This is a genomic window from Halorubrum sp. SP3, assembly GCF_005435195.1.
Lineage (GTDB): Archaea > Halobacteriota > Halobacteria > Halobacteriales > Haloferacaceae > Halorubrum > Halorubrum sodomense.
Genome location: NZ_SGTU01000009.1, coordinates 68,573 through 94,575, shown reverse-complemented (window position 1 = coordinate 94,575; position 26,003 = coordinate 68,573). Strand labels below are relative to the sequence as shown.

Sequence of the window (26,003 nt, the reverse complement as noted above, 5' to 3'; positions counted from 1 at the left end):
GAACGCCGGTTCGTGCGACGGACACAAAGGCCTGATCCCCAACGAGCGGGACGTTCGGCCCCCGAGAAGGCCCGCAGTACTGAGGGTCGGCCTGTATCGGGCAGCCGCACCGAGTCGGGGCCGTGAACCGAGCGATCCACGCCCTCGGAGCGTTCGCCCTGGCCGGTGCCGGGGCCGGAATGAGCGTCGCGGCGACGGCCGGCCTCGCGGTTGGAGTCCACGCCGGGCCGGACCCGCTGATCGGAGCGGTCGTCCTCGCCGTCGTCGCGGTGAGCCTCGGATACGTCGCCGCGAAGGAGACCCGAGACGCGCTGCGGACCGACGGCTTCCGCGTCACGCGGACCGACCTCGGCAACGCGGCCGCCGTGGCCGTTGCGGCGCCGGTCACGTACGCCCTCTCCGTGACGGTCGGCACCGGGCCGGTCGTGGCGTCCGCGCTCGTCGGGCTCTGCGCGCACCTCCTCTCCGAGACGTACGGCGCCCCCGCGTACTGCGGCTCGTTCGTCGGGATGGCGACTCCGGCGGCCGGCGCCGAGCTCGGGTCGGTGGCCGCCGCGGGCCTCGCGGCCGCCGTCGCGTTCGTGGCCGCCAAGCGCGCGTTCAACGGGTTCGGCGGCAAGCTCGGGACGACGGCGTTCGTCGGCTGCCTGTCGGTGGCGGCGTTCGGCGGGCTGGCACCCGGGACGGGGACGGTCCCGGCGCCGACGGCCGCTGCGGGACTCGTCGTCGCGGCGGCCCTCGCCGCCGTCGCCACGTTCCTCGTGAGCGTCCGGCTCGGCCACGGCCCGGTCGTCGCGAGCGCGGTCGTCGGGCTCGTCGCCGGCGTCGTCTGTCCGCCGCTGTTCGCCGCGGGCGAGGCGGTCGCGGCGGTCGCCTTCTGCGCGTCGTTCGCCGGGATGGCCACGCCGGAGCGGATCCCGGGCCCCGGGGCGATGCTGCTGGCCGGCGGCGTCGCCGGCGCCGTCTTCGTCGGTGCGACGCCGTACTTCGTCGGCTTCGGCGGGAAGCTCGGCACGATCGCGTTCACCGCCTGCCTCGTGACCGCCGGCGCCCTGTCGCTCGGCCGCCACGTGGCGCCGGTCGGCGGGGACGCCGTGACGGGGTGAGCCGCCGCGGTCGGCCGACCGCGTGATAAAAGGCCACGCTACGCCGGTGTGGTTCGGAGGGGCCTAGAGCTCCTACCCGAAGCCGATGACCGACCCGAGCGAGACGACCGAGCGGCGCTTCGAGTCGAACCCCACCGTCTGCCCGTTCTGCGGCGTCGGCTGCAGCGTCGAGTACGCCGGCCGCGGGAGCGCGACCGGCGTCGAGGGACCGGTGAACGAGCGGGGCGAGATATGCCCGAAGGGGGCGGCCGCGTTCGACGTGGTCGACAGCGACGACCGCCTGACGGAGCCGCTGGTGCGTCACGACGGGCGCTTCGTCACGGCGCCGTGGGAGGCGGCGCTCGACCGCGCGGTCGAGGGGATCGGCGAGGTGGTCGACGAGCACGGGCCGGACGCGGTCCAGTTCTTCGCCTCCTCGAACTGCACGAACGAGGAGAACTACGTCCTCCAGAAGCTCGCGCGGGTCCTCGGGACGAACAACGTGGACAACTGCGCGCGGCTCTGTCACGCCTCGACGGTCGCGGCGATGAGCGAGCGGCTCGGCGCGGGCGCGATGACGAACACCCTCGACGACCTGGGGGAGGCGGACTGTATCCTCGTCAACGGCGCCAACCCGGCCGAGCAACACCCCGTCGCGTTCCGGTCGTACATCCTCCCGGCGGTCCGCGACGGCGCGACGCTGGTCCACGTCGACCCGCGCGCGAACGACACGACCGAGGCGGCCGACGTCCACCTCCCGCTGCGGCCCGGCACGGACATCGAGTTGCTGAACGCGGTCGCCGCGACGCTCGTCGAGGAGGGCCTCGTCGACGAGGCGTTCCTCGACGAGCGCACGACCGGGTTCGACCGGCTGCGCGAACGCCTCGTCGACGTGGACGTCGCCGCGAACGCCGAGGCGGCCGGCGTCGAGCCCGAGGCGATCAGGGAGGCGGCGCGGGCGTACGGCGAGGCCGACCGCGCCGCGATCGTGACGGGGATGGGGACGAGCCAGCACCGCTGCGGCACCGACAACGTCCACGCCCTCCTCAACCTCGCGCTCCTGACCGGCAACGTCGGCCACCCCGGGACCGGCATGAACCCCCTGCGCGGCCAGAACAACGTCCAGGGCGCGAGCGACGTGGGCGGGCTCCCGAGCGTGCTCCCCGGCTACGAGCCCGTGACCGACCCGGACGCCCGGGAGCGCGTCGCCGCCGAGTGGGGCGTCGAGCCGCCGGCGGAGCCCGGACTCACCGAGGTCGAGGCGACCCACCGCTTCGGTGACGACGTGCGCGCGGCAGTCGTTTTCGGCGAGAACCCGGCGGTCACCGAGCCGAACGCGACCGCGGTCGCGTCGGCGTTCGACGACCTCGATTACTGCGTCGTGATCGACCTGTTCGAGACGCGGACGGCGGCGCACGCGGACGTGGTCCTCCCCGGGAGCGCGTGGGCCGAGAAGTCCGGCACGGTGACGAACACCGACCGGCGCGTGCTGCGGATGCGGCCGAACGCCGACCTGCCGGGGAACGCCCGCCGCGACTTCGATATCCTGACCGCCCTCGGCCGGCGGCTGACCGACCGCCCGGAGGCGTTCGACTACGACCGCCCCGAGGCTGCGTTCGAGGAGCTGACCCGCGTCGCGCCGATATACGAGGGGATGAGCTACGCGGGGATCGGTGACGGCTACCAGCGGTGGCCGTTCGACGCCGACGCGGGGCGCGGCACGGAGGTGTTACACGCGGAGACGTTCGCGACCGGCGAGCGCACCGCGCCCCTCGCGGTCGTCGACCCGGTCCCGCCCGCGGACGACCTCGACCCGGACGAGCTGGTCCTCACGACCGGCCGCGTGCTCCAGCACTTCAACAGCGGCGCGCTCAGCCGGCGCTCCGATCGGCTCGTGGCGATGCGCGGCGAGGACGCCCTCCAGGTCCACCCGAGCGACGCCGCGGAGCGCGGCATCGAGGACGGCGACCGCGTGACCGTCTCGAACGAGCGCGGGACCGTCGAGGTCGCGGCCGAGGTCACGCTGGCGGTCCGCGAGGGCGTGACATTCTGTACGTTCCACTACCCGGAGCCGCTCGCGAACGCGCTGACCGGCGACGCGCTCGACCCCGAGGCGAAGATCCCCGAGTTCAAGCACTCGGCCGTCGCGGTCGAGCCCGCCGCCGAGGCGGGCGAGGGAAGCGGGGCGACCGGGGACGACTAGGCGATCGCCGACGCCGCGTTCCCGATCGTCCGTCCCCGAGCCGCCCCGCTGATCCCCGGTATCGCCGGTGAGAAGCACGGGTCACCATTTATATAACCCAAGCAGAGAAGCTTCGGTATGGCTACATCCGGAGAGTACGGCCGGGACGACTTCGGCCGGGGCGGCCTGAACGAGGGGCTCGACGCGTCGGAACTTGTCGACGAGATCGGGCTCGACGCCGACGAGATCGCGTGGCGAAAAGAGTTCGTCGGCTTCGACGCGGAGGACGAGCGGCGCCTGAGCCGGTACGAGGACGCATTCGCGGAGAACGCCGACCAAGTAGCGGACGACTTCTACGAGAACCTCACCGGCCACCAGCAGACGGTCGACGTGATCGGTCGGTCCGAGAAGGGTATCGAACAGCTCAAGCGGACGCAGTCGGCGTACCTCGTGACGCTCGCCGGGGGCGAGTACGGCGAGGAGTACTTCGAGGACCGGGCGCGGATCGGGAAGATCCACGACGTGCTGGAGATGCCGATGAAACACTACCTCGGCCAGTACGGCGTGTACTACGACCTCATCCTGCCGATCGTCGGCGACCGCCTCGCGGACTCGCTCACCGACCGGCTGGCCCCCGACGCCGCCGGTGAGACGGTCGACGACGCGACCGCGGCGGCGGTCGAGGAGGAGGTCGACGACGCGATCGAGGACCTGCTCTCTATCCTCCGGATCGTTAACCTCGACATGCAGGTCGTCACGGACACGTACATCCACTCGTACAGCGAGAAACTCTCGGCGGCGATCGAGCAGAACGAGCGGCTGATGGCGGACGTGGAAGAGGAGGTCGAAGAGCCGATCGCCGACCTGCGCGAGTCGGCGAGCGACGTCGCCGACAGCGCCGCCGAGGTCGGCGACGCGGCCGAGGACCAGTCGCGGCGGGTCGCCGAGGTCTCCTCGGAGGTGGCGAACCTCTCGGCGACGGTCGAGGAGGTTGCGTCGACCGCCGACGAGGTCGAGCGGACCAGCGGTCGGGCGGAGACGCTCGCGGAGGACGGGGCAGACGCGGCCGACGACGCCGCGGCGGCCATGGACGACATCGGTGCCGCGGTCGACGAGGTGGCGGAGGACGTCGAGACGCTTCAAGACCGGGTCGAGGAGATTGACGAGTTCGTCGACGCGATCAACGGCATCGCCGACCAGACGAACCTCCTCGCGCTGAACGCCTCGATCGAGGCGGCGCGCGCTGGGGACGCCGGCGCCGGCTTCGGCGTCGTCGCGGACGAAATAAAGTCGCTGGCGGAGGAGTCACAGGGCCACGCGAGCGACATCGAAGCGATGGTCGAGGGCATCCGCACCGACACCAATGAGACCGTCGAGAGCCTCTCGGAGACGACTGTCCGGGTCGACGAGGGGAGCGAGCGCGTCGACGACGCGACCGAGAGCCTCACTGCCATCGCCGAGGCGGTGACGGAGACGGCGAACGGGATCGACGAGGTCTCGGACGTGACCGACGAGCAGGCCGCCGCGGCCGAAGAGATCGCCGCGACGGTCGACGGGGTGGTCGAGCAGTCGAACCGGATCAGCGAGCGAATGACAGGGTTGGCCGAAGAGAGCGAGCGGCAGTCGGCGGCGGTCGAGACCCTCGAGCGGGCCGTTCGCCGGTTGACCGCAGACGGCGGCGGGCCTTCCGCGGCGTCTCGCACGGACGGCGGGCGGTCGGTGCCGGCCGGGCTGCCGGAGGGGATGCCGCAGTTCGTGATCGACCGTCTCTCCGACGAGGAGTTGCGGGCGATCGCGGCCGGAGAGCTGGAGATGGATGACCTGCGGTAAGTCGACGGCGGCGTCCCGCCCCGCAGGCCGGGGTCAGGGGGAGAAGTAGGCGTCCGGCCCGCGGACGCTCCGAAGCTCGCGGACCCGCCGGGCGCCACACCGGCCGCAGGCGGCCGGCTCGTCGGTTTCGTCGGGCTGCGCGAACACCGTCTCGCAGGCGTCGCAGACGATGTAGCGGAGTGCGAGCGACGGAGTCTCGGCCATGGGGTCGGGTAGGTGGCCGACGCACTTGAACCGACACCCCCGGAGCGTCGCTGCCGCCTCGAGCCGGCCTCGTCGCCCAGGACGCTATTGCCCCGAGCCGGCATCGCCGGTCGACTCGATCCGCGCCTCATACTTCGCCAGCGCCTCGGCGAGCGCCTCGTCGGCGTCGACGTCGGCTGCCTCGGCGAGCGCGAGCAGCGCGAACAGCGCGTCCCCGATCTCGTCGGTCGCGATCGAGGCGGCGTTGGGGTTGCGTCCGTAGTCGGTCGAGGTTGTCACTTCCTTCGCGATCTCGCCGACCTCGCACTCTAAGTTGAGAGCGTGGTACGCGAGGTCGGTCTTCAGTCCGTACTCATCGATGAACGCGGCGACGCGGTCCTGATCGTCCATAGAAGTCGCCTCCGCGCGATCGGTCAAGAGTCCCCCGCTGTCCGGTCGCCTTCGGTCGTGGCGAGGACGGCCGGTCGCGCAACCCATAAGCCGCGAGCGGCCCCACAGATCGTATGAAAATCGCCATCTTGGGCGGCACCGGCGACATCGGCGAGGGACTCGCGCTGCGGCTGGCGGCGGACACGCCCCACCGGGTCGCGGTCGGGTCACGAGAGGCCGAGAAAGCCGAGACCAAGGCCGAAGAGTACACGACGGAGCTGGAGAGCCGCGGGCTCGACGCCGCGATTACCGGCGGCGAGAACGCCGCGGTCGCCGCCGACGCGCGGGTCGTCGTCCTCGCGGTCCCGCCGTACCACGTCGGCGACACCGTGGAGGCGGTGGCGGCGTCGCTGGACGACGGCGACGTACTGGTCTCGCCCGCCACGGGGATGAAACGCGACGAGGAGGGGTTCCACTATCACAAGCCCGGCGCGGGCTCGGTGACGAAGATCGTCGCGGACGCGGCGCCCGAGGGCGTCGCCGTCGTCGGCGCGTTCCACAACCTCGCGGCCGCGCGGCTCGCGAACCTCGACGCCGAGTTGGGCGTCGACACGCTCGTCATCGGTGACGACGAGGACGCGAAACGGACCGTCGCGGACGTCGCGGAGGGGATCGAGGGGCTGCGCGCCCTCGACGCCGGCGGGATCGCCAACGCGCCCGAGATCGAGGGGCTCACGCCGCTCCTCATCAACGTCGCCTCGAACAACGACGGCCTCCACGATCTGGGCGTGCGGTTCGAGTAGACGGTCGTTCTGAGCGGGAGTTGCTTATAAATGAACAGCCGGGCGTTCAGCGTGGCTTATAAACGGGACCGGGCGGCGGCGACGGTCGCCGCTCCGGTGATCGATCACTTATAAATAACTGAACCCAGATCGACATCTGACACCGCCAAATCCTCATCCGCTCGCTTATAAATAACTGATTGTAGCTCGACGGTGAACACCGCCAAAGCCCCAGTCGCGAGGACGCCGCACACTCGTTGCGCTCCTCGGTCGCTCACTGCGTTCGCTCCCTGCGGTGCTTACGTCGTCTGCGGCGTCCTCGCGACTGCCCCTTTGAGCCCCGCCCCGCACGGCACCGCCCCGCCCCTCACGCCTCCCCAGCCTCGTCGCTGGCGCCGTCGGCGCCAGCGACTCCCTCGCGCTTGCTGTCTCGCGGCCGCCGAGGGCGGCCGCTCGCAGGCACGCGCCGCCGCAGTAATAGGGATAAGTGGCGTCGTCGCCGTCGCCCGAATCCGGCGCTCGGCGGGCGTTCCGTTAGGCCTTTGCGCGCCGGGGCCCTCCGAACGGTAGATGGAGTACTTGCAGCGTCGGGTCGGGCTGGTCGAGGACCGGATCGAGTCGGTCATCGACGACGTCGAGCCCGACGAGCTGTCCGAGGAGGTCGGCCATGTCGTCCTCGCCGGCGGCAAGCGGGTCCGCCCCGCGGTGACCGTCCTCGCCTGCGAGGCGTTCGACGGCGACCCCGAGCAGGCGGTCGACTTCGCGGCCGGCATCGAGTTCGTCCACAACGCCTCGCTCGTGATCGACGACATCATCGACCGCTCCGAGGTCCGCCGGGGCACCGCCGCCGCGTGGGCGGAGTTCGGCTACGGCCCGGCGATCATCGCCAGCGACGGCCTGCTCGGCGAGGCGTTCGCGCTGTTCTCCGCCGACCCGCGCGCGATGCGCACCGTCGCCGAGGCGATGGTCGAACTCGGGGAGGGCGAGGCGACGGAGCTCGCGGCGCGTCCGAGCACCGAGGCGGAGTACATGGAGCTGGCGCGCCGGAAGACGGGCGCGCTGTTCCGCGCGGCCGCCGAGCTGGGCGCGGTCGCGGGCGGCGCCGACCCCCACGCGATCGACTCGTTCGGGGAGTACGCCGAGCGCGTCGGCGTCGCGTTCCAGATGCGCGACGACGTGTTGGACGCCACCGCCGACGCCGACGACCTCGGCAAGCCGACGGGACAGGACGCCGAGATGGACCGCCCGTCGGTGCTCCAGGTCACGTCACTGTCACCGGAGGAGATCGACGAGCGCGCCCGGGCGGAGTCCGAGCGGGCGCTGGCCGCGCTCGACGATGCGGACCCGCCGGAGACCGAGGCGATCGAGTACCTCCGCGACCTCGCGGAGTTCGTCGTCGTGCGCGAGCGGTAGGCGGAGAGCGGTAGGAGAGAGCAGTCCGCGCGGCCCGCCGTACGCGAACCTTAGAGCTCGTAGCCCGCCTTCTCCATGAGGTCCGCGAACACGTCCGTCCCCATCGCCTGCTCGTAGACGATGGCGGTGAGCATCCCGCCGGGGTAGATCCCGTCGTTCTGGACGTGATCGACCTTGTGACAGTGCATCGGGTAGATGCCGGGATCCGCGTTCGCCTCGAACTCGACGGTGTACCGCTCCGCGGGCGCGACGTTCACCACGTCCTCGGGGAGCTGTAACACCTCGGGGTACTCGGCGCCGTCCTTCTCGACCGTGCGGAACCGGTGGTTGTGCGTGTGCATCGGGTGGGCCATGAACCCCGCGTTGACCAGGTGGAGCCGCACCGTGTCCCCCCGGCTGACGACGATCGGCGAGCCGTGGTCCGGGTTGAACGTGTACGGCGCGACGCGACCGTTGATCGTGAACGCGTCCGGCCGCCGGTTCTGGACGTCGTAGGCGGCGTCCTCGCCGCCGTACGACCGGGAGAGCCGCGTGTCCCAGTCCTTCAGCGTCATGAACTGCTCGACGTCGGCCGCCTCGTACCCCTCGGGGTCGATACGGAGGATCCCGTACATCCCCATGTCCATGTGCATCGGGGTGTTGAAGTGGCAGTGGTAGAGGTGGGTGCCGGGCACGTCCGCGCCGATCTCGTAGGTGTGCGTCTCGCCGGGCATCACGGTGAGTCCCGTCGTCGACGGGACGCCGTCGTCCTTCCACGACTTCGAGACCCCGTGGAAGTGGAGCGTGTGGGGCATCTCCCCGTCGGTGTTGTCGAGCGTGATCGACAGGTCGTCACCCTCGGTCGCCCGGAGGACCGGCCCGGGCACGCTCGGCGTCCCGTCGTCGGCCTGGAACGCCCACGTCACCGGCATCTCGACCGGCCCGCCCAGCGAGCCGCCGGGGTGGGCCGCGTGGCGGGCGTGGACCGTGCGCAGCGTCACCTCACGGCCGCGCTCGTCGAGGTCGACGACCTCCGGCGAGCCCGTCTCGGGGAGCGCGGGCTCCTCGTCGTCGGTCTGCGTCGGTCCCGCACCGTCACCGGTCGCGGCGGTGGTGACCGTCTGGCTCATACAGCCCGCCAGCCCGGCGACGCCCGAGAGCCCAGCCGCCTGAAGGATCGTTCGCCGCGCGAAGCCGCCGTCGGAACCGGAGTCACTGTGCGTCATGTCTCAATCGAGGGGAAGCGGCGGCATAACCCGGTCGCGGCTTCTCGCCTCGGGGTACGACTGACGAACTTGTTCGGGGCGTAGCATATAAACGAATCGGCGGTCGCGAAGACGTTCGGTCGGCGACGGTCGCGGCCGGCGGCTCGGGGGGACCGCGGCGACGCCGGCGCTCAGTCGTCCGCCGGCTCGCCGGTGTCGGCCGCTCCCTCGGCCGCCTCGTTCTGGCCGATCGGATCGCTGTCCCAGTACGCGTGACCGTCGTCCGCGCGGAAGCAGGCGGCGGTCCGGCCGTCACCCACGTCGTATCCCGGCGGCGCCGACTCCCGGCAGGCCGCGCGCGCCTCCGGACAGCGCGTGTGGAACCGACAGCCCGCGGGCGGGTTCCGCGGCGAGGGCACGTCGCCGTGGAGCGTCTCGAACTCCTCGTCGCGGGCGTCCGTACTCGCCCGCGGGACGCTCGATAACAGCGCCCTCGTGTACGGGTGCGCGGGGTCGTCGAATATCTCCTCGACCGGGCCGATCTCGACAATCTCCCCTAAGTACATCACCGCGACGCGGTCGCAGACGTGGCGGACCACGCCGAGGTTGTGCGCGATGAAGAGGAACGTGAGCCCGAAGTCCTCTTGCAGGTCTTCGAGCAGGTTGAGGATCTGCGCCTGAACGCTCACGTCGAGCGCCGACACCGGCTCGTCGAGGACGACGAAGTCGGGGTCTAAGGCGAGCGCTCGGGCGATCCCGATCCGCTGGCGCTGGCCGCCGGAGAACTCGTGGGGGTACCGGTCGATCTGGTCGGCGGAGAGGCCGACGCGTTCGAGCAGGTCCCGCGCGGTCTCGCGGCGCTGGGCCTTGTCGGCGATGTCGTGAATTCGGAGCCCCTCCGTGACGATGTCTCCGGTGGTCATCCGCGGGTCGAGACTGGAGAACGGGTCCTGGAACACGATCTGCGCGCGCCGCCGGAACTCCGTCAGTTCCTGCGACCCCATCCCGCGAACGTCCGTACCGTCGAAGGCGATCTCGCCGGCGGTCGGCTCCCGGAGCCGCAACACCGTTTCGCCGGTCGTCGACTTCCCGCAGCCGGACTCGCCGACGAGCCCCAGCGTCTCGCCCTCGCGCACGTCGAAGGAGACGCCATCGACCGCCTTCACGCTCGCCGACTCCTCCCCGAGCAGGCGGTCGAGGAGCGACGGGTCGTCCGCGTAGTACTTCTTCAGTCCCTCGACGGAGAGCAGCGAGTCGCTCATTCGTCGTCACCTCCGTCGGTCGCGGCCGCGGCACCGTCGTCGGGACCGGCGGCGTCGCCGCCCCCGCCGAAGTAGTCGTCCCGGAGCGCGTCCGCCGGGTCGTACTCGCGGGCCGCGAGGACGCACTTGACGCCGTGGTCGGCCGCGGCGTCGACCGTCGCCTCGGCCGGCTTCTCGAGGCAGGCGTCCATCGCCTTCGGACACCGGTCCGCGAAGTAACACCGGTCGTCCATCTCGGCGTCGACCAGGCTCGGGACGTTGCCCGCGATCGGCTCGAGCCGCGCCCGCGGGTCGTCCACGTCGGGGATCGAACCGAGGAGCCCCCGCGTGTACGGGTGAACGGTCTCTTCGAACACCGAGTCGAGCGTGCCGCGCTCGACGACCTCGCCCGCGTACATCACGCAGACGCGGTCGCACATCTCCGCGATCACGCCGAGGTCGTGGGTGATGAGGACGACGCTCATCCCGCGCTCCGCCTGAATCTCTTTCAGCAGGTTCAGGATCTGCGCCTGGATCGTCACGTCGAGGGCGGTCGTCGGCTCGTCGGCGATCAGCACGTCCGGCTCGCCGGCGAGCGCCTGCGCGATCATCGCGCGCTGGAGCATCCCCCCGGAGAACTGGCCGGGGTACTCGTCGACGCGCTCCTCCGGGTCGGGGATCCCGACCTGCCCGAGCAGTTCGACCGCCCGGTCCATGCTCTCCTCGCTCGTGTAGTCGCGGCCGGGAACGAGCCCGTCGAGCAGGTACTTCCCGAGCCCGTACCCCTGGGTCCGCGAGCGCGTCGAACGGGGGTTCGCCCGCGCCCGGCGCTGGACCTCGACCGCCTCGGCGATCTGCTCGCCGACCGTGATCGAGGGGTTGAAGCTGCTCATCGGGTCCTGGAAGATGACGCTGAAGGAGGGGCCGCGAAGCGACCGCCGGACGTTCGCCGGCACGGTCCGGAGGTCGACGTGGTCGCCGTCGACCCGCACCGCCTCCGCGTCGCTGAACTCCTCCGCGAGGTCGCCGTCCCGGTACCACACCTCGCCGGCGGTGATCCGGCCGGGGCTCTCGACGAGGTCGACGAGCGACAGCGCGGTCACCGACTTGCCGGACCCCGACTCGCCGACCACGCCGAGGATCTCGTCTTCCCGGAGGTCGAACGACACCGACTCGACCGCGTTGATCTGTCCCTCCTCGGTGAAAAAGCGCGTCGAGAGGTCGCGGACCGACAGCACGTCGTCGGCACTAGGAACCCCGGTCGGAGTCGCCTCGCCGGGGGGAGCGGCGCCGAGGCCGTCGGCCGCGTCGCCGTCGGTCGCCGCGGAGGACTCGCTCCCGGCCGGATCGCCGCCCGGCCGCCCGGCGTCGCTCATGCGGCACCCCCTTCACCCTCGATGCCGGGGTCGAGCGCGTCGCGGAGCCAGTCGCCAAGCAGGTTGATCCCGATCACCGACAGCATGATCGCGAGCCCGGGGATCGAGGCGATCCACCACTGCCCGGAGGAGACGTAGTCGCGCCCCTGCGCGATGTCGAAGCCCCACGAGAGCGTCGTGCCGGAGAAGCCGAGGAACGACAGCGAGCTCTCCAGGAGGATGATCGCCGCCACCTGTACGGTCCCGAGGACGATGATCGGCGTGATCGCGTTCGGCAGGATGTGCCGGAGGATGATCGTGTTGTTGTCGGCGCCCAGCGCGCGCGACGCCTTCACGTACTCCTGCCCGCGCAGGGAGAGCGCCTCCCCGCGGGCGACCCGGGCGAACCACACCCAGTTGACGAGGCCGACGACGATCACCACCGTTATCGGCAACACGAAGGTCTCGGGCATCTCCGGCGCGAGCCCGGCGGCGACGAACGGGTCGGGGATATCCACCGCCGCGCGGCCCCACAGCCCGATCAGCGCGACCGCCAACACGAGCGAGGGGAACGCGAGGCTGACGTCGGCGATCCGCATCAGCACGTCGTCGACGCGGCCGCGGTGGTAGCCGGCGAGCAAGCCGACCGGAACGCCGATCGACGCCGCCAGCAGCGTGCCGAGCACGCCGACGACGAGCGACGTCCGAGCGCCGTACACCACCCGCGAGAACATGTCGCGGCCGAGCCCGTCGGTGCCGAACACGTGGTCGGGGTCGGCGGTGATCTCGACCTCCTCGGTGACGGTCCGGATCTCGCCGTCGACCATCTGCGAGGAGGTCCGCTCCTCCGTCTGCGAGAAGCCGATCGGCGGCAGCTCGCTCTGGTTGAGCTGTTGGTCGGTCGGGTTGTGGGGCGCGATGAACGGGGCGAACACGGCGGTCAGCACGATGACCACCACCAGCGCCAGCCCGAGCTTCGCGAGCCCGCTCCGTTTGAACTCCTTTTTGAGATTTCGAATGACACGTGACGAGACCATATTAGTCGGTGATTACCTCCGGGTCGAGATACGCGTACACCACGTCGACGAGGATGTTGACGAGGACGAAGCTCGTCCCGATAACGATGAGACTGCCCTGTAGCGTCGGCCAGTCCCGGGTGTTGATGCTGTCGATGACGAGCGTGCCGAGTCCGGGCCACGAGAACACCGCCTCCGTGATCACGGCGCCGCCGATCAGCGTCCCGAGCTGTAAGCCGAGAACGGTGATCACCGGGATCAGCGTGTTCCGGAGCGCGTGTTTGTACCGGATCAGCGTCCGGGGGAGTCCCTTTGCCCGCGCGGCCTGGACGTACCCCTTGCTCAGTTCGTCCAGCATCCCCGACCGCGTCAGTCTGGTGATGAGCGCCATGAAGTACGTGCCGAGGGCGATAGCGGGCAGCGTGATGTACGCGAGCCAGGCGAGAAGCGTCCCGACCACCGGCGCCGGACCGACGACCGACTGCGCGACGTCGACGACGGTGACGCCGCGACCGCTGGTGTTGAACACGTTGAACTGCACGGCGAACACCAGAATGAGCATGATCCCGAGCCAGAAGTTCGGGGTGGAGATGCCGCCGAGCGACAGCAGCGTCGCGCCGTAGTCGACCGGTTCGTTGCGGCGGGTCGCGCTGACCACGCCGAGCGGAATCGCGAGGACGATGGCGACGACGCTGGCGGCGACCGCCAGCTCGACCGTCGCGGGGAGGCGACCGAACACGAGCGTCGCGACATCCTGGCCGCGGATGTAGGAGAACCCCATGTCGCCGCGAAGGAGGTCGAAGACGTACTGGCCGTACTGGACGTACAGCGGCTGGTCGAGCCCCAGCTCGGCGGCGATCGCCTGTCGCGTCTCCTGCGAGGCGTCAAGCGGCGCGACCGCGTTTATCGGGCTGCCGGGCGTGACGAACCGGAGCGCGAACACGACGGTGACGACGCCCCAGACGACGCCGATCCCTTGGAGGCTTCTTTTGAGTGCGAATCTTCCGAATGACATTACTGAGGATGTAGAGCGGTGAGGGTGGGGATCGCGTTACTGTTGCGTGGCGGTGTCCGGGTCGATGAACTCGTCGGCCCGCGGCTCCCAAGAGATATCGCTGGAGACGCCGTAGACGCTGAACTGCTGGTGCATGAACACCCACGGCGCGAGGTCGTGGGCGAGCTGGTTCGCCTCCTGAAGGATGTCGACTCGCTCGTCGGAATCCCGGGTCGTCTCCGCCTCTTCAAGGAGCCCGTCGAGCTCGTCGTTTTTCAGGACCGTGAGCGCGCCCTCGGAGGAGAGCAACGGCGTCAGGGTCTGGCTGCCGTCGAACTCCGCGTTCCCCCACCCGAGAAGGGTGAAGTGCGGGCGGTCCTCGATGCTCGGCGCCGTGACGTCCTGGACGAGCGAGGAGAACTCGCGCTGCTGCAGCTCACAGGAGACGTTCGACAGCGAGTCGATCTGGTTGGCCGCCGCTTGCGCGATCTCGACGTCGCGGAGGTAGCGCCCGATCGGCGTCTGAAGCGTGATCTCCGCGCCGGCGTATCCCGACTCCTCGACGAGCCGCTCGGCCTCGGCGGGGTCGTACGGGTACGGCTCGATGTCGGGGTTGTAGCCGACGTGGCCCTCGAGAGTCGGCTGCGCGGTGAGGTTCCCGAAGCCGTTGAGCACGTTCTCGATGATGCTCCCGACGTCGACCGCGTGGTTCATCGCCTGCCGGAACTGCTGGCTGGAGAACGGCTCCACGTCGTAGCGCATCTGGAGGAAGATGATCCGCGCGCTCGCCACGGAGTTGATCGTCGCGACGTCGGAGCTGTTCACCCGAGAGACCTCGTTCGGCGGGACGTTCGTCACGATGTCGGTCTCCTCCGCGAGCAGCTGGTTGACCCGCGTGCTCGACTCGCTGGAGGCGCTCATGGAGAGCTCGTCGACCGCCGGCGCGCCGTCCCAGTAGTCCTCGTTCGGCCCGTAGCGGACCACGTTACCCGACTGGTACTCGGTGAGACGGAACGGCCCCGTTCCGTTGGCGTTCCGGTTGATGTAGTCGCTGCCGTGCTCCTCGACCCACGACTGCTGCATGACGTCGCCGTTCGTCGCGAACAGCTGGAACGCGATCGGATTGTACCCGTCGAAGGAGACCGTCACCTCCCCGTCGCCGGTCGTGACCTCCGAGACCGGGCCGAGGTCGTTCGTCTGCGGACTGACGATGCCGACGTCGTTGAAGACGATTCGACGGATGCTGAACCGGACGTCCTCCGCGGTCAGGTCGTCGCCGTTGTGGAACGTGACGCCGTCGCGCAGGGTGAACCGGACGCTGCCGTCGTCGGTGCGCTCCCACTCGTTGGCGAGGCCGGCGATGATGCCGCCCTCCTTGTCGCGGTCGAGCAGGCCCTCGTACATCTGCCCGGTGATGATCTCGGTGTTCGTCTCGGCGTGGTCCTGCGGGTCCAGCCCGGAGTCCATCTGGCCCATGGTGACGCCGAGTTCGAAGGTGTCGCCGCCGGAGCCGCCGTCCGACCCGCCGCCGTCGGAGTTGTTCCCGCCGCCCGTTCCGTCGCCGCCGCCCGACCCGCCGCCGCCGTTGCCGGAACAGCCCGCGAGTCCGACCGCACCGGCCGTTCCGGCGTACTTGAGCACCGTCCGCCTGTCGACGTGATCATCGCTGTCAGTAGGCATAGGCGATCTCAAACGACAGAGCGTTATGAACCTACCGGCAGAGAGTGCCCCTACCGCGCCCGTCTGCTAGCGATCCGTTGACAGGAGCGAGTCGCGATCGGTGCGACGGCCAGCAGGGATCGGAGCGTGACGAGAACCGACGGGGACCGACCGGGACCGACGCATATGTACGGGTGCGGCCGGTAGCCGCGGATCGTGAACGGAACCGATCCCGGACCGCGATGGGGAGCCGTCGAGGACGACGCGGAGTCGACGGCGGCGGCGTACCGAGAGCGGGGCTGGACCGCGATCGCGGGGCATCCCGGCGACGTGAATCCCGTCGACGACGACGCCCGGATCGACGTGCTGTTGCCCGAGTCGGAGTTCGACGCGGCGCTGGACGCGGTCGGCGACGCCGCGATCGACGGCGTCGACGTGTACGCCGGCGCCGCGGACGGGGTCGCGTACCGGCTGGTGGTCGCCACCGACGAGGCGGCGGCGGTGGCCGTCTGCGTGCCGACGTACCTCGGAAGCGACGACCTGGCGTCGCTGCGCGCGGCCGCCGAGACGGCGGGAACGCTCACGGTTCGCCTGCGCCCCCTCGACGACCGCGACCGCGTCGAGATCGCGATCGACGAGCCGGCGGTGTTCTTCGACGCGCCCGAGGCGTGAGGCGGTGCGCGGACCGGGCGCCGGCCGTGACGGAGTCGCCCGGAGAGTCAGCCCTGTGAAAGGCCACGCTCGTGAGAGATCACGCTCATGAGAAATCACGCTCGTGAGAAACCACGCTCGTGGATATTCACGCCGCACGCGACTTCGACGTATTCATAGTTGTGCGATCGCGATCATCCGTATGAACCGCGCAGAGAAGGCGGCCCTCCAGCTACAGGCGGTCGCCGTGTTGCGGATGTTAAAAGAGACGCGAACGTACGAGGAGTTGTCCGACGTGACCGAACTGCCGGCGGGCGACCTGAACCGGTACGTGAACGGCCACGTGCTCCCCGGCACCGAGCGAGCGAGCGAGGTCGTCGAGTCGGTGGGGCGGGAGGCGCTCGCCGACGAACTGGTCGCGCGCGTCGAGTTCGACGACGAGGGGTACGTCGACAACTCCGAGGTCGTCTTCGACCAGTCGTTCCTCGACCTGGTGGCGCCCGTCGCGGCGGAGACGTTCGAGTTCGAGTCGCCGGACGTGGTGTTGACGGCCGCGACCGACGGGATCACGCTGGGAGCGGCGATGGCCTCCTTCTTCGACGCCCGCCTGGCGTACGCGAAGAAGTCGAAGGAGACCGCCGTCGAGGAGTTCATCGAGTCGCGCCAGCGGCTCGCCTCCGGCATCGAACTCACCTATTACCTCCCCGCGAGCGCGGTCGACGCCGGCGACACCGTCCTCGTCGTCGACGACCTGATCCGCTCGGGCGAGACCCAGGAGCTCCTCTTGGACATCGCGCTCCAGGGCGACGCCGACGTCACCGGCGTGTTCGCGCTCATCGCCGTCGGGGACGAGGGGATGGACCGCGCGCGAGCGATCACCGACGCCCCGGTCGGGGCGCTGACGACGTTCGAGTAGCCACGTTCGCGCATACTCTCCGCGAAAAAATCCTCTCAGGAGGTATTTCGATCCACGCATACGGATCGTGATCCGGCTCGTTCAGCAAGGCTTATCAGTCGATCCCGGGGAACACTCACCCGTTCAATGGGTCTTTCAGACAGGCTGGCCGCGCGGTTCGACGTGGAGTCGCACGGGTCGGACGTCCGCACCGAACTGGTCGCCGGGCTCACGACGTTCCTCGCGATGTCGTACATCATCGTCGTGAACCCCGCGATCCTCTCGGAGGCGATCCAGATAGAGGGGTACGGGCCGGGCGAGGTGTTCCAGATGATCGCCATCGCGACGATCCTCTCGGCGGCGATCGGGACGGCCGTGATGGCGCTGTACGCCAACCGCCCGTTCGGGCTCGCGCCCGGGCTCGGGCTCAACGCCTTCTTCGCGTACACGGTCGTGCTGGGGCTCGGCGTCCCGTGGCAGACGGCGCTGGCCGCGGTGTTCGTCGAGGGCGTCCTGTTCATGGTCCTGACCGCCGTCGGCGCGCGCGAGTACGTCATCCGGCTGTTCCCGGAGCCGGTGAAGCGCTCTGTCGGCGCCGGTATCGGCCTGTTCCTCCTCTTCATCGGCTTCCAGGAGCTCCAGATCGTCGTCCCCGACGACGCGACGCTCGTCACGCTGGGCGGGATCTTCGGGAACCCGTGGGCGATCCTCGGGGTGCTCGGGCTCGCCTTCACCTTCGGCCTCTGGGCGCGGGGGATCACGGGCTCGATCGTGCTCGGCATCCTGACGACCTCCCTCGTCGGCTGGGGGCTCACCTTCGCCGGCGTCTTCGACCGCGGCACGGTCACGGCGGCTCCGGGAGCCCTCCCGGCCCCTCAGTACGACATCACGCCGCTGGCGGGCGCGTTCGTCGACGGGCTCGGACAGATCGATCCGCTCACGTTCGTCCTGGTCGTGTTCACCTTCTTTTTCGTCGACTTCTTCGACACCGCCGGGACGCTCATCGGCGTCTCGCAGTTCGGTGACTTCCTCGACGACGACGGCGACCTCCCCGACATGGACAGGCCGCTGATGGCCGACGCGGTGGGGACGACCGCGGGCGCGGTCCTGGGTACCTCCACGGTGACGACGTATATCGAGTCGTCGACGGGCGTCGAGGAGGGCGGCCGGACCGGCCTCACGGCGCTGGTCGTCGCGCTCCTCTTCGTCGCGTCGCTCGTCCTGATCCCCGTCGTCGCCGCCATTCCGGCGTACGCCTCCTTCATCGCGCTGATCGTCGTCGGCGTGATGATGCTCCAGGGGCTCGTCGAGGTCGACTGGAGCGACCCGGCGTGGGCCGTCTCGGCCGGGCTCACCGTCACCGTGATGCCGTTCGCCTACTCCATCGCGGACGGGCTGGCGGCCGGGATCGTCGCCTACCCGCTGATCAAGCTCGCGATCGGCGAGGCCCGCGACGTCGACCCCGGGCAGTACGTCATCGCGGCGCTGCTCGCGGCCTACTACGTGCTCCAGACCCGCGGCGTCATCCTCTGAGGCCGACGTCGCGTTTCGGCCCGACCGAACCCTCTTGACGCGGCGGGTCGCATACCGACCGAGAGACGATGTCCGACGCGACAGACGCCGCCGCCGATTCCTCCGTGACCGTGGCCGACCGCGAGCGACACGCGCGGGACCCGGTTCGTCGGGTCGCGCTCGACTGCGTCGTCGCCGGAATCGAGGCGGCCCACCCGCAGAGGGTCGTCGCGGACGCGCTCGCGCTCGACGACGGCCGGCTGTCCGTCGCGAGCGTCGACGGCGCGACGACGACCCGGGACCTCGACGAATACGACCGCGTGCTGGTCGGCGGCGCGGGCAACGCGGCGGGCCACTTCGCGGCCGCGGTCGAGCGCCTGCTCGGCGACCGGATCGACGACGGCGCGGTCGTCACGGACGACCCGGTCGAGACCGAACGGATCGCAGTCCTGCCCGGCGACCACCCGACGCCGAGCGATCGGGGCGTCGAGAGCGCCCGGCGGGTCCGGGCGATCGCGGCCGACGCCGGCGAGGCCGACCTCGTGATCGGCCTGATCACCGGCGGCGGGAGCGCGCTGCTGGCCGCGCCCGCGACCGGGATCGGTCTCGACGACCTCCGCGCGACGACCGAGGCGCTGCTGGCGAGCGGCGCGACCATCTCGGAGATCAACGCGGTCCGGAAACACCTCTCGGCGGTGAAGGGCGGCGGCCTCGCCCGGGCGGCCGCGCCGGCCGACGCGCTCGGACTCGCGGTCAGCGACGTGACCGGCGACGACCCGGCCGTGATAGCGAGCGGTCCGCTCTCGCCCGATCCGACGACCTACGCGGACGCGCTGGCGGTCCTCGACCGGTACGGGATCGACGCGCCCGCGGCCGTGACCGACCGGCTCGAACGCGGCGCCGCGGGCGAACTCGCGGAGACCCCGGGACCGGGCGACCCCCCGTTCGACGGCGCCGGCGTCGACGTCCGAATCGTCGCGAGCGCGCGAACGGCCCTGAACGCGGCCCGCGAGGTCGCCGCGGAGCGTGGGTACGACCCGCTCGTACTCTCCTTGCGGGTGCGCGGCGAGGCGCGGGAGGCCGCGAAGACCCACGCGGCGGTCGCCGAGGAGTGTCGGGCGGCCGGCGAGCCGGTCGAACCGCCCGCGCTCGTCCTCTCGGCCGGCGAGGTGACGGTGACGCTCGGGGAGGAGCACGGCGAGGGAGGGCCGAATCAGGAGTTCGCGCTGTCGGCGGCGGTCGAACTCGACGCCGCGGGGCCGGACGGTGCGGGAGTCGCCGTCGCGAGCGTCGACACAGACGGGGTCGACGGCGCCACGGACGCCGCGGGCGCGCTGGTCGACGACCGGCTCGTGGACGGCGGTCGCGACGGGTCGCTGGACCCCGGATCGGCCGCGAGGGCGCTCGACGCGCACGACGCGTACCCGACGCTCGACGAGGCGGAGGCGCTGCTGCGGACCGGGCCGACCGGGACGAACGTCAACGACCTTCGCGCGGTCGCGATCGGGTCGGGCGAATCCCGTTCGGAAGGGACTAAGTGACGGCCGGCGAATTTTGCGACATGAAGACGCTGCTCCTCAACGCGGACGACGTCGACGAGAACGCCGAGATGGACCGCGTGATCGACGCGGTCCGCGGCGCGTTCACGGCCTACGAGCGCGGCGACGCGAAGATGCCGGCGAAGTCGTACGTCGACCTGCCCGAGTACAACGGCGACTTCCGGTCGATGCCCGCCTACCTCGACGTGCGCGAGGAGGACGTCGCGGAGGAGACGGCGAGCGGCGAGGGGTGGGACGCCGCCGGGATCAAGTGGGTGAACGTCCACACCGACAACCCCGCCGACCACGACCTCCCGACCGTGATGGGGACGATGATCTACTCGGACCCGGAGACGGCGTTCCCGCTGGCGATTCTCGACGGCACGACGCTGACGATGAAACGGACCGGCGCGGCCGCCGCGGTCGCGACCGACCACCTCGCGGTCCCGGACGCGACCTCGCTCGGGATCGTCGGCGCGGGCGTCCAGTCGTACACGCAGCTCGAGGCGATCGCCGCGGTGCGCGACATTGAGGAGGTCGTCGTGAGCGACCTCGACGAGGCGCGCGTCGCCGACTTCGTCGACGCCTTCGAGGACCGGTTCGACGTGCGCGCCGGCTCGGTTTCGGAGGCCGGCCACTGTGATATCCTCTCGACGGTGACGCCCGTCGAAACCCCGATCGTCGGCCGCGACGACGTGGGCGAGCACACCCACGTCAACGCGATGGGCGCGGACGCGGCCGGGAAACACGAGCTCGCGGACGACCTCCTCGTCGACGCCACCGTCGTCATCGACGACCACGAGCAGTGCACGCACTCCGGCGAGATCAACGTCCCCTACGCCGCCGGGACGCTCACCGACGACGACATCTACGGCGAGATCGGCGAGATCGTCGTCGGCCGTCGCGCGGGCCGCCCCGGCACGCCGGGGACGGCCGCGGACGCCGACGGCGTGCGCGGCGTCAGCGTCTTCGACTCGACCGGCCTCGCGATCCAGGACGTGGCGGCCGCGCGCGTCGTCTACGAGCGCGCCGACGAACTGGACAACGGCTACCCGTTCGACCTGCTCGGCCTCGACGGCTGACGGAAGCGGAGTTCGCTCGGCCGCGACGACCGCGCCCGACGCGCCGCTTTTCCCCCTCCGTCCCGTACCCGGCCCGTGAAACTCGTCAGCATCGCCGCCCTCGCGGAAAACCGGGTGATCGGGAGAGACGGCGAACTACCGTGGCCACACATCGAGGCGGACGTCAAGCAGTACCGCGAGCGCGTCGCCGGGTCGCCGGTGATCCTCGGTCGTCGCACCTTCGACTCGATGCGCGACGACCTCCCCGGGAGCCGCCAGATCGTCGTGAGCCGGAGCGTCGAGAGCGTCGGCGTCCCGACCGCGACGGTCGCGAACGGGGACGGGACCGCGATCGACCTGGCCGGTGAGGCCGCGAGCGAAACCGGCGTCGACACGGCGTACGTCCTCGGCGGCGGCGGGATATACGACCTCTTCCAACCGCACCTCGACGGGATGGTCCTCAGCCACGTCGACGGCGCCTACGAGGGCGACACGCGCTATCCCGAGTGGGACGAATCCGAGTGGGAAGTCGCGGCGGAGACCGCGTACGACCGGTTCACCCTGCGCGAGTGGGTCAGGCGCGGCAGGGCGAACTGAGGCTTCGGGTCCCGACCTTCCCGATACTGCCCTCGATATATACTCCTAATTACAAGTAAGAGAACATATCAATTCGGCATCAGTACCCAGGTTATGCGACCGTATTAAGTTGATCCTGTTCGTCACGTGTATCATTCAATGGTGCTGTGGTGGGTCGTCAGTCTGTTCGCCCTCTCGGGGGGCACCTGTTTCGCGGCCGCGTTCCGCGGGTCCCGCCTGCGGAACGGCGACGCCAGACGCGGGCTCCGTGCGCTCCTGATCCTCGTCGGCGTGTGGGCGTTCCTCCAGGGGGGCGTCCTGCTCGCCGCCGAGGAGCCGACCGCGGTCGCGCTCTACACCCTCGCGCTGACCGTCGGCTTCGCCACGCCGTTCGCCTGGTGCTACTTCGCGTCCGCGTACGCCGGCCGCGACTACCACCGCCGGACGCGGTATCGGCGGGCCGCCGTCGCGCTCTACGTCGCCGTGGTCGGACTGAAGCTCACGAACCCGGTCCACGGTCGGTACTTCGACGCGGCGCTCCGGACGGAGCCCGCCCGGCGGCTCGTCGTCGAGGAGGGGGCGCTGTACTGGGGATCGTTCGCGCTGGCGTACGCGCTGTCGGCCGGCGGCTTCTACCTGCTGTACCGGCTGTTCCGTCGGTCGGAAGGGTCCACGTGGACGCTGGCCGGGGTGTTCGCGGCGACCGGACTCGCCGTCGTGCCGAACGCGGTCGCGCGCGCGGCGCCGAGCGTCCTCCCGCAACTGAGCTACGAGCCGCTCGGCGTCGCCGTCTTCGCGGTCGGGAGCGTCTACCTGGTCGAGGACACGTTCCTCGCCGTCGAGGAGACGGCGACGCGCTCGTTCGTCGAGCGCACCGCCGGCGCCGTCCTGATCCTCGACACCGACGGGCGAGTCCGCGACCACAACGAGCGCGCGACCGAGCTGTTCCCGTCGCTCGCCGACGACGCGGACCGCATCGAGGAGCTCTCTCCGAGCATCGCTGACGAGTACCGCGACGAGCGGCCGACCCTCATCGACGTCAGCGACGCCGACGGCAGCGACCGGACCTACTGCGTCACGAGCGAACCGCTCGCGGTCGGCGGCGTGGAGTTCGGGTGGGCGCTGCTGGTCCAGGACGTGACCGCCATCGAGCGGCAGCGCGAGCAGCTCGATCGCCACGAGGAGCAGCTGGGAGACATGGCCGGCGCGATCGCTCACGAACTGCGGAACTCCGTGGCGGTCGCCGACGGCCATCTCGCGGAGGCGGCGGATCGGCTCGACGGCGGCGAGGAGGCGGCCGCGGCCGAGTCGGTCGCGGTGGCGCGCAGCCGAGTCGCTCGGATCGGCGGCGTCGTCGAGGATCTCCACACTCTCGTCCGGTACGCGCGCGACACCGACGAGCCGTCGTTCGTCGAGTTCGAGGCGGCCGTGACCGACGCGGCGACGGCGAGCGGCGCCGACGTCGACGTGGTGGTCGAGGGGGATGGGCAGATACTCGCGGCTCCGACCCGACTCAAGCAGCTGTTCAAGAACGCGTTCGAGTTCGCCGCGTTCAACGACGCGACCGCGGTGACCGTCTCGCTGACCGACGACGGGTTCGCGGTCGCGGACGACGGTCGGTTCACCGGGGACGACGGGGGATCGCTCCTCTTCGAGTACGAGAGCGCCGAGCCGAGCGCCGAGGCGGGCATGGCCCTGCCGAACGTCCGCGCGCTCGGTCGCGTGGAAGGATGGGCCCTCGAGCCCGACCTCGACTACGACGAGGGCGTCAGATACGTGCTGCGCGGCGCGACCGTCGAGCGGGACGCGTCGACGTGACGCGCCAACGAGCGAGCGGGGCCCCTCAGTTCCCGTCGACGCGCTCCGCGAAGCCGAACCGCGGCTTCACGTCGGTGACTTCGACCGTCAGCGTCTCACCGACGTCGCCGTCGACGAACAGGGTGTAGCCGTCGACGTAAGCGATGCCGTCGCCCTCGTCGCCCGACTCCTCGATCGTCACCTCCACCCGGTCGCCCTCGGCGACCGGCGCCTCGGTGTACCCCTTCGCGACGAGGTACACCTCCGAGGAGGCGTCCCGCGAGGCGGGCGGCGAGACGGTCCGAACGTACTGGAACGACGCCGCTACGTCGTCGCGGAAGGCGTCGAGGTCCTCCCCCTGGAACACCTTGACGACGAAGTCGCCGCCGGTCGCGAGCAGCTCGTCGGCGGCGTCGAGCGCCTGGCGCGCGAGGTGGACCGACCGGGCGTGGTCGAGGTTGTACTCCCCGGTCATGTTGGGCGCCATGTCGGAGAGGACCGCGTCCGCGCCGTCCTCACCGACCGCTTCCCGCAGGTAGTGGCGGGTGCGCTCCTCGGTCATGTCCCCGCGGATCGTCTCGACTTCGTGGTCGTCGAACTCGTCGATGCGCTGGAGGTCGACGCCGACGACGGTGCCGCCCTCGCCCACCTCCTCGGCGGCGACCTGGAGCCAGCCGCCGGGGGCGGCGCCGAGGTCGACCACGGTGTCGCCGGGGGCGAGGATGTCCGACTCCTCGTCGACCTGTTTCAGCTTGTAGGCGGACCGGGCGCGGTACCCCTGCTGTTTGGACCGGTTGTAGTAGTCGTCTTTGCCGCTCATGAGTCGATCACCGCGGCCGGGCACGGAACCGCCGAAATCGAGGGCGAAGTAGCGCTCATACCCGTAAGGACGGGGGCGACCCGGAAATGAACGTCGAATGCGGGCGCGGGCCGTCTCCGCGGTCGGGTTCGGCGGGAGGCCGGCGGCGGGCGGCTACTCGCGGTCGGGTCGCAGCCACCCCGCGACCCGTCCGACGCCGGACGCGACCGCGGCGAGGAGTCCCCGTCCGTCGCTCGGCTCCGACGCGGCGGCGTCCGTTTCGGACGAGCGGTCGGGCGCCCGTCGGGCCGCGACGATCGACTCGTAGTTGTCGATCACCTGCTGGCGCTGCCGCTCCTTCGACTCGACGACCCGTTCGAGCGCCTCGACCTCCGCTTCGAGCGCGGCCACCTCGTCCGTGAGCGCCCGGACCCGCTCGGCCGGCAGGTCGCGGTCGGGCGGCAGGTCGCGTTCGGCCGCAGACAGATCGCGTTCGGCCGCGGACAGATCGCGTTCGGCCGCGAGGGCGTCGTCGCGGACGCGTCGGTCGCCGGGACGGCCGCCGGCGTTCGAGCGGGCGCCCGCCGACGCGGTCGGTCGGAGCCGGGGACCGTCGATCGAGTCCACCGCTTCGACATCGATACTACCGGAGTCGAGGGAACCGGACGCTGAGGGCATCATCTGTGGGGATCATGTGTACACATACCACACTAAAAAAGGTCAGTCAGCCGCGAGTCGGACGCGCCGCTTGCGATCGGTTCACGCCGAGTCGCGGCCGCCCACCGACAGTTTCCCGTCGAGGCGATCAGGGCTTTGGTCCGCGGCGTCGCTCCCCGCTCCCGCCGGCCGGATCGTGAACCCGAGGCCCTCGTAGAACGCCCGCAGATCGGCGTCGAACCGAGCGGTGACGGCGTCGACCGCGGGATCCGACCGGGCGCGACCGACCGCGCCCGCGACGAGCGCGGAGCCGATCCCCCGACCGCGACGCGCCCGTCTGACCGCGACGGCGTCGACGTGAAGCCGGTCCGGGTCGGGACGCACGGCGACCAGCGCGCCGACGACCCCGCCGGTCCGCGTCGAGCGCGCCACGAGGGCGTCGCCGGCCGCGATCCGGTCGTCGACGGCGTCCGCGTCGGTCTCCAGCATCGCGGCGTCGAGAATTCGAAGCACGTCGAGGCGGTCGTCGGGGATCGCGGGCTCGACGGTCACGTCGTCGGGCGGGTCTGGCAGATCGTACTCTTCGGTCACGCGCCGCCGTCCGTCGCGTCGCCGTCCGTCGCGCCGCCCTTTATCAATCGGAGGACCCGGACCTCGTCGGCGTCGACGACGCGGTCGCCCGGGACCAGCGAGCCGTCGACCAGCGCCGACGCCTCCTGCGGGTGGTAGCCCGCCTCGCGGATCAGGTCGTCGTACGTCGCGTCGGCGGCGAGGCTGTACTCCTCCGTCCCCTCGCCGACGACCTCGACGGTCACGTCCATGGGCGCGGTAGCGGGCGGGCGGGCGTCAATCGCACGGTTCGAGCGGCTCCCCGACGGTCACTCCGCGGGAGGCTCCGCGCGGCCGTTCCACGTCCAGAGGAACCACGCGACCGCGGCGCCGATCGCGACCGTCACCAGCAGCCCGGGTCGAGGGACCGCGCCGATCCATGCGTCGACGACGAGCAGACCGGCCGCGGCCGCAGAGACGACGAGGACCGCCGCCGCGTCGCGGGCGAGTTCCGCCTCGCGATCGGGCGGGAGACCGCCGTCGTAGCCGGCTATCAGGCCGACCTTCCCGCGGGCGTGGATCGCCCACGCGAGCAGGAGGAGCAGGGCGACCACGTGGCCGATCACGACGGTATCGACGATGGCCATTGAGACG

25 protein-coding genes are annotated in these 26,003 nt (G+C 70.8%); 12 read left to right on the top strand and 13 right to left on the bottom strand.

Features of this window, described 5'->3' with window-relative positions; genetic code table 11:
* Positions 1-122 precede the first annotated feature (122 nt).
* The 3 genes from EXE42_RS08920 to EXE42_RS08910 all read left to right on the top strand — a co-directional run bounded on the left by EXE42_RS08920 (position 123) and on the right by EXE42_RS08910 (position 5,097).
* Complete coding sequence (locus tag EXE42_RS08920; protein WP_394347998.1) at positions 123-1,106, top strand: hypothetical protein; 984 nt, start codon at positions 123-125, stop codon at positions 1,104-1,106.
* 85 nt (positions 1,107-1,191) lie between these two features.
* The gene (gene fdhF / locus EXE42_RS08915; RefSeq protein ID WP_137706357.1) at positions 1,192-3,288 is read left to right on the top strand and encodes a formate dehydrogenase subunit alpha; all 2,097 of its coding nucleotides are present in this window, start codon (positions 1,192-1,194) and stop codon (positions 3,286-3,288) included.
* A 117-nt stretch (positions 3,289-3,405) separates the two neighbouring features.
* The gene (locus EXE42_RS08910) at positions 3,406-5,097 is read left to right on the top strand and encodes a globin-coupled sensor protein (protein ID WP_241988360.1); all 1,692 of its coding nucleotides are present in this window, start codon (positions 3,406-3,408) and stop codon (positions 5,095-5,097) included.
* Between the two features lie 33 nt (positions 5,098-5,130).
* On the opposite strand, the gene EXE42_RS19305 is transcribed toward EXE42_RS08910, so the two are convergent.
* Positions 5,131-5,301 (bottom strand): hypothetical protein, encoded by a 171-nt coding sequence (locus EXE42_RS19305; RefSeq protein WP_167603349.1) that lies wholly within the window; start codon positions 5,299-5,301, stop codon positions 5,131-5,133.
* A gap of 84 nt (positions 5,302-5,385) precedes the next feature.
* On the bottom strand, positions 5,386-5,691 hold the full coding sequence (locus EXE42_RS08905) for a MazG nucleotide pyrophosphohydrolase domain-containing protein (RefSeq protein WP_137706356.1): 306 nt from the start codon (positions 5,689-5,691) through the stop codon (positions 5,386-5,388).
* Between the two features lie 113 nt (positions 5,692-5,804).
* Here EXE42_RS08905 and npdG point away from each other — a divergent pair, with 113 nt between their 5' ends.
* On the top strand, positions 5,805-6,473 hold the full coding sequence (npdG, locus tag EXE42_RS08900; RefSeq protein WP_137706355.1) for an NADPH-dependent F420 reductase: 669 nt from the start codon (positions 5,805-5,807) through the stop codon (positions 6,471-6,473).
* A gap of 549 nt (positions 6,474-7,022) precedes the next feature.
* Positions 7,023-7,865 carry a polyprenyl synthetase family protein gene (locus EXE42_RS08895; protein WP_092920840.1) on the top strand — a complete coding sequence of 281 codons (843 nt, stop codon included), beginning with the start codon at positions 7,023-7,025 and terminating at the stop codon, positions 7,863-7,865.
* Between the two features lie 50 nt (positions 7,866-7,915).
* On the opposite strand, the gene EXE42_RS08890 is transcribed toward EXE42_RS08895, so the two are convergent.
* The 6 genes from EXE42_RS08890 to EXE42_RS08865 form a co-directional block, all read right to left on the bottom strand.
* Positions 7,916-9,070 (bottom strand): multicopper oxidase domain-containing protein, encoded by a 1,155-nt coding sequence (locus EXE42_RS08890; RefSeq protein WP_137706354.1) that lies wholly within the window; start codon positions 9,068-9,070, stop codon positions 7,916-7,918.
* Positions 9,071-9,240: 170 nt separating this feature from the next.
* On the bottom strand, positions 9,241-10,311 hold the full coding sequence (locus EXE42_RS08885) for an ABC transporter ATP-binding protein (protein WP_137706353.1): 1,071 nt from the start codon (positions 10,309-10,311) through the stop codon (positions 9,241-9,243).
* A complete protein-coding gene (locus EXE42_RS08880; protein ID WP_241988359.1) occupies positions 10,308-11,666 on the bottom strand; it encodes an ABC transporter ATP-binding protein in 1,359 nt (452 codons plus the stop codon). Before EXE42_RS08880 ends, EXE42_RS08885 begins: the two co-directional genes overlap by 4 nt.
* Positions 11,663-12,682, bottom strand: a complete 1,020-nt coding sequence (locus EXE42_RS08875; protein ID WP_092920837.1) for an ABC transporter permease — start codon at positions 12,680-12,682, stop codon at positions 11,663-11,665. The genes EXE42_RS08880 and EXE42_RS08875 overlap by 4 nt, the downstream gene beginning before the upstream one ends.
* A gap of 1 nt (position 12,683) precedes the next feature.
* A complete protein-coding gene (locus EXE42_RS08870) occupies positions 12,684-13,676 on the bottom strand; it encodes an ABC transporter permease (protein WP_137706352.1) in 993 nt (330 codons plus the stop codon).
* Between the two features lie 36 nt (positions 13,677-13,712).
* Positions 13,713-15,335, bottom strand: a complete 1,623-nt coding sequence (locus EXE42_RS08865; RefSeq protein WP_092920835.1) for an ABC transporter substrate-binding protein — start codon at positions 15,333-15,335, stop codon at positions 13,713-13,715.
* 195 nt (positions 15,336-15,530) lie between these two features.
* Between EXE42_RS08865 and EXE42_RS08860 the strand changes: the two genes are divergently transcribed.
* The 7 genes from EXE42_RS08860 (at position 15,531) to EXE42_RS08830 (ending at position 23,365) form a co-directional block, all read left to right on the top strand.
* Positions 15,531-15,986, top strand: a complete 456-nt coding sequence (locus tag EXE42_RS08860; protein ID WP_092920834.1) for a hypothetical protein — start codon at positions 15,531-15,533, stop codon at positions 15,984-15,986.
* Between the two features lie 181 nt (positions 15,987-16,167).
* Positions 16,168-16,881, top strand: a complete 714-nt coding sequence (locus EXE42_RS08855) for a phosphoribosyltransferase family protein (protein ID WP_137706351.1) — start codon at positions 16,168-16,170, stop codon at positions 16,879-16,881.
* Positions 16,882-17,007: 126 nt separating this feature from the next.
* Positions 17,008-18,393, top strand: a complete 1,386-nt coding sequence (locus tag EXE42_RS08850; protein ID WP_092920832.1) for an NCS2 family permease — start codon at positions 17,008-17,010, stop codon at positions 18,391-18,393.
* A gap of 68 nt (positions 18,394-18,461) precedes the next feature.
* Positions 18,462-19,913 carry a glycerate kinase gene (locus tag EXE42_RS08845; protein WP_137706350.1) on the top strand — a complete coding sequence of 484 codons (1,452 nt, stop codon included), beginning with the start codon at positions 18,462-18,464 and terminating at the stop codon, positions 19,911-19,913.
* 20 nt (positions 19,914-19,933) lie between these two features.
* On the top strand, positions 19,934-20,992 hold the full coding sequence (locus EXE42_RS08840; RefSeq protein ID WP_092920830.1) for an ornithine cyclodeaminase family protein: 1,059 nt from the start codon (positions 19,934-19,936) through the stop codon (positions 20,990-20,992).
* A 75-nt stretch (positions 20,993-21,067) separates the two neighbouring features.
* On the top strand, positions 21,068-21,568 hold the full coding sequence (locus tag EXE42_RS08835) for a dihydrofolate reductase (RefSeq protein WP_092920829.1): 501 nt from the start codon (positions 21,068-21,070) through the stop codon (positions 21,566-21,568).
* Positions 21,569-21,706: 138 nt separating this feature from the next.
* A complete protein-coding gene (locus tag EXE42_RS08830) occupies positions 21,707-23,365 on the top strand; it encodes a histidine kinase N-terminal 7TM domain-containing protein (RefSeq protein WP_137694195.1) in 1,659 nt (552 codons plus the stop codon).
* A 25-nt stretch (positions 23,366-23,390) separates the two neighbouring features.
* On the opposite strand, the gene EXE42_RS08825 is transcribed toward EXE42_RS08830, so the two are convergent.
* From EXE42_RS08825 to EXE42_RS08805, 5 genes are all read right to left on the bottom strand, one after another.
* A complete protein-coding gene (locus EXE42_RS08825) occupies positions 23,391-24,164 on the bottom strand; it encodes an RlmE family RNA methyltransferase (protein ID WP_137706349.1) in 774 nt (257 codons plus the stop codon).
* A 153-nt stretch (positions 24,165-24,317) separates the two neighbouring features.
* A complete protein-coding gene (locus EXE42_RS08820) occupies positions 24,318-24,824 on the bottom strand; it encodes a hypothetical protein (RefSeq protein ID WP_137694194.1) in 507 nt (168 codons plus the stop codon).
* Positions 24,825-24,902: 78 nt separating this feature from the next.
* The gene (locus EXE42_RS08815) at positions 24,903-25,391 is read right to left on the bottom strand and encodes a GNAT family N-acetyltransferase (protein ID WP_137694193.1); all 489 of its coding nucleotides are present in this window, start codon (positions 25,389-25,391) and stop codon (positions 24,903-24,905) included.
* A complete protein-coding gene (locus EXE42_RS08810) occupies positions 25,388-25,621 on the bottom strand; it encodes a ubiquitin-like small modifier protein 2 (protein WP_137706348.1) in 234 nt (77 codons plus the stop codon). Before EXE42_RS08810 ends, EXE42_RS08815 begins: the two co-directional genes overlap by 4 nt.
* Before the next feature lie 57 nt (positions 25,622-25,678).
* On the bottom strand, positions 25,679-25,996 hold the full coding sequence (locus EXE42_RS08805; protein WP_137706347.1) for a hypothetical protein: 318 nt from the start codon (positions 25,994-25,996) through the stop codon (positions 25,679-25,681).
* Positions 25,997-26,003: the final 7 nt, after the last annotated feature.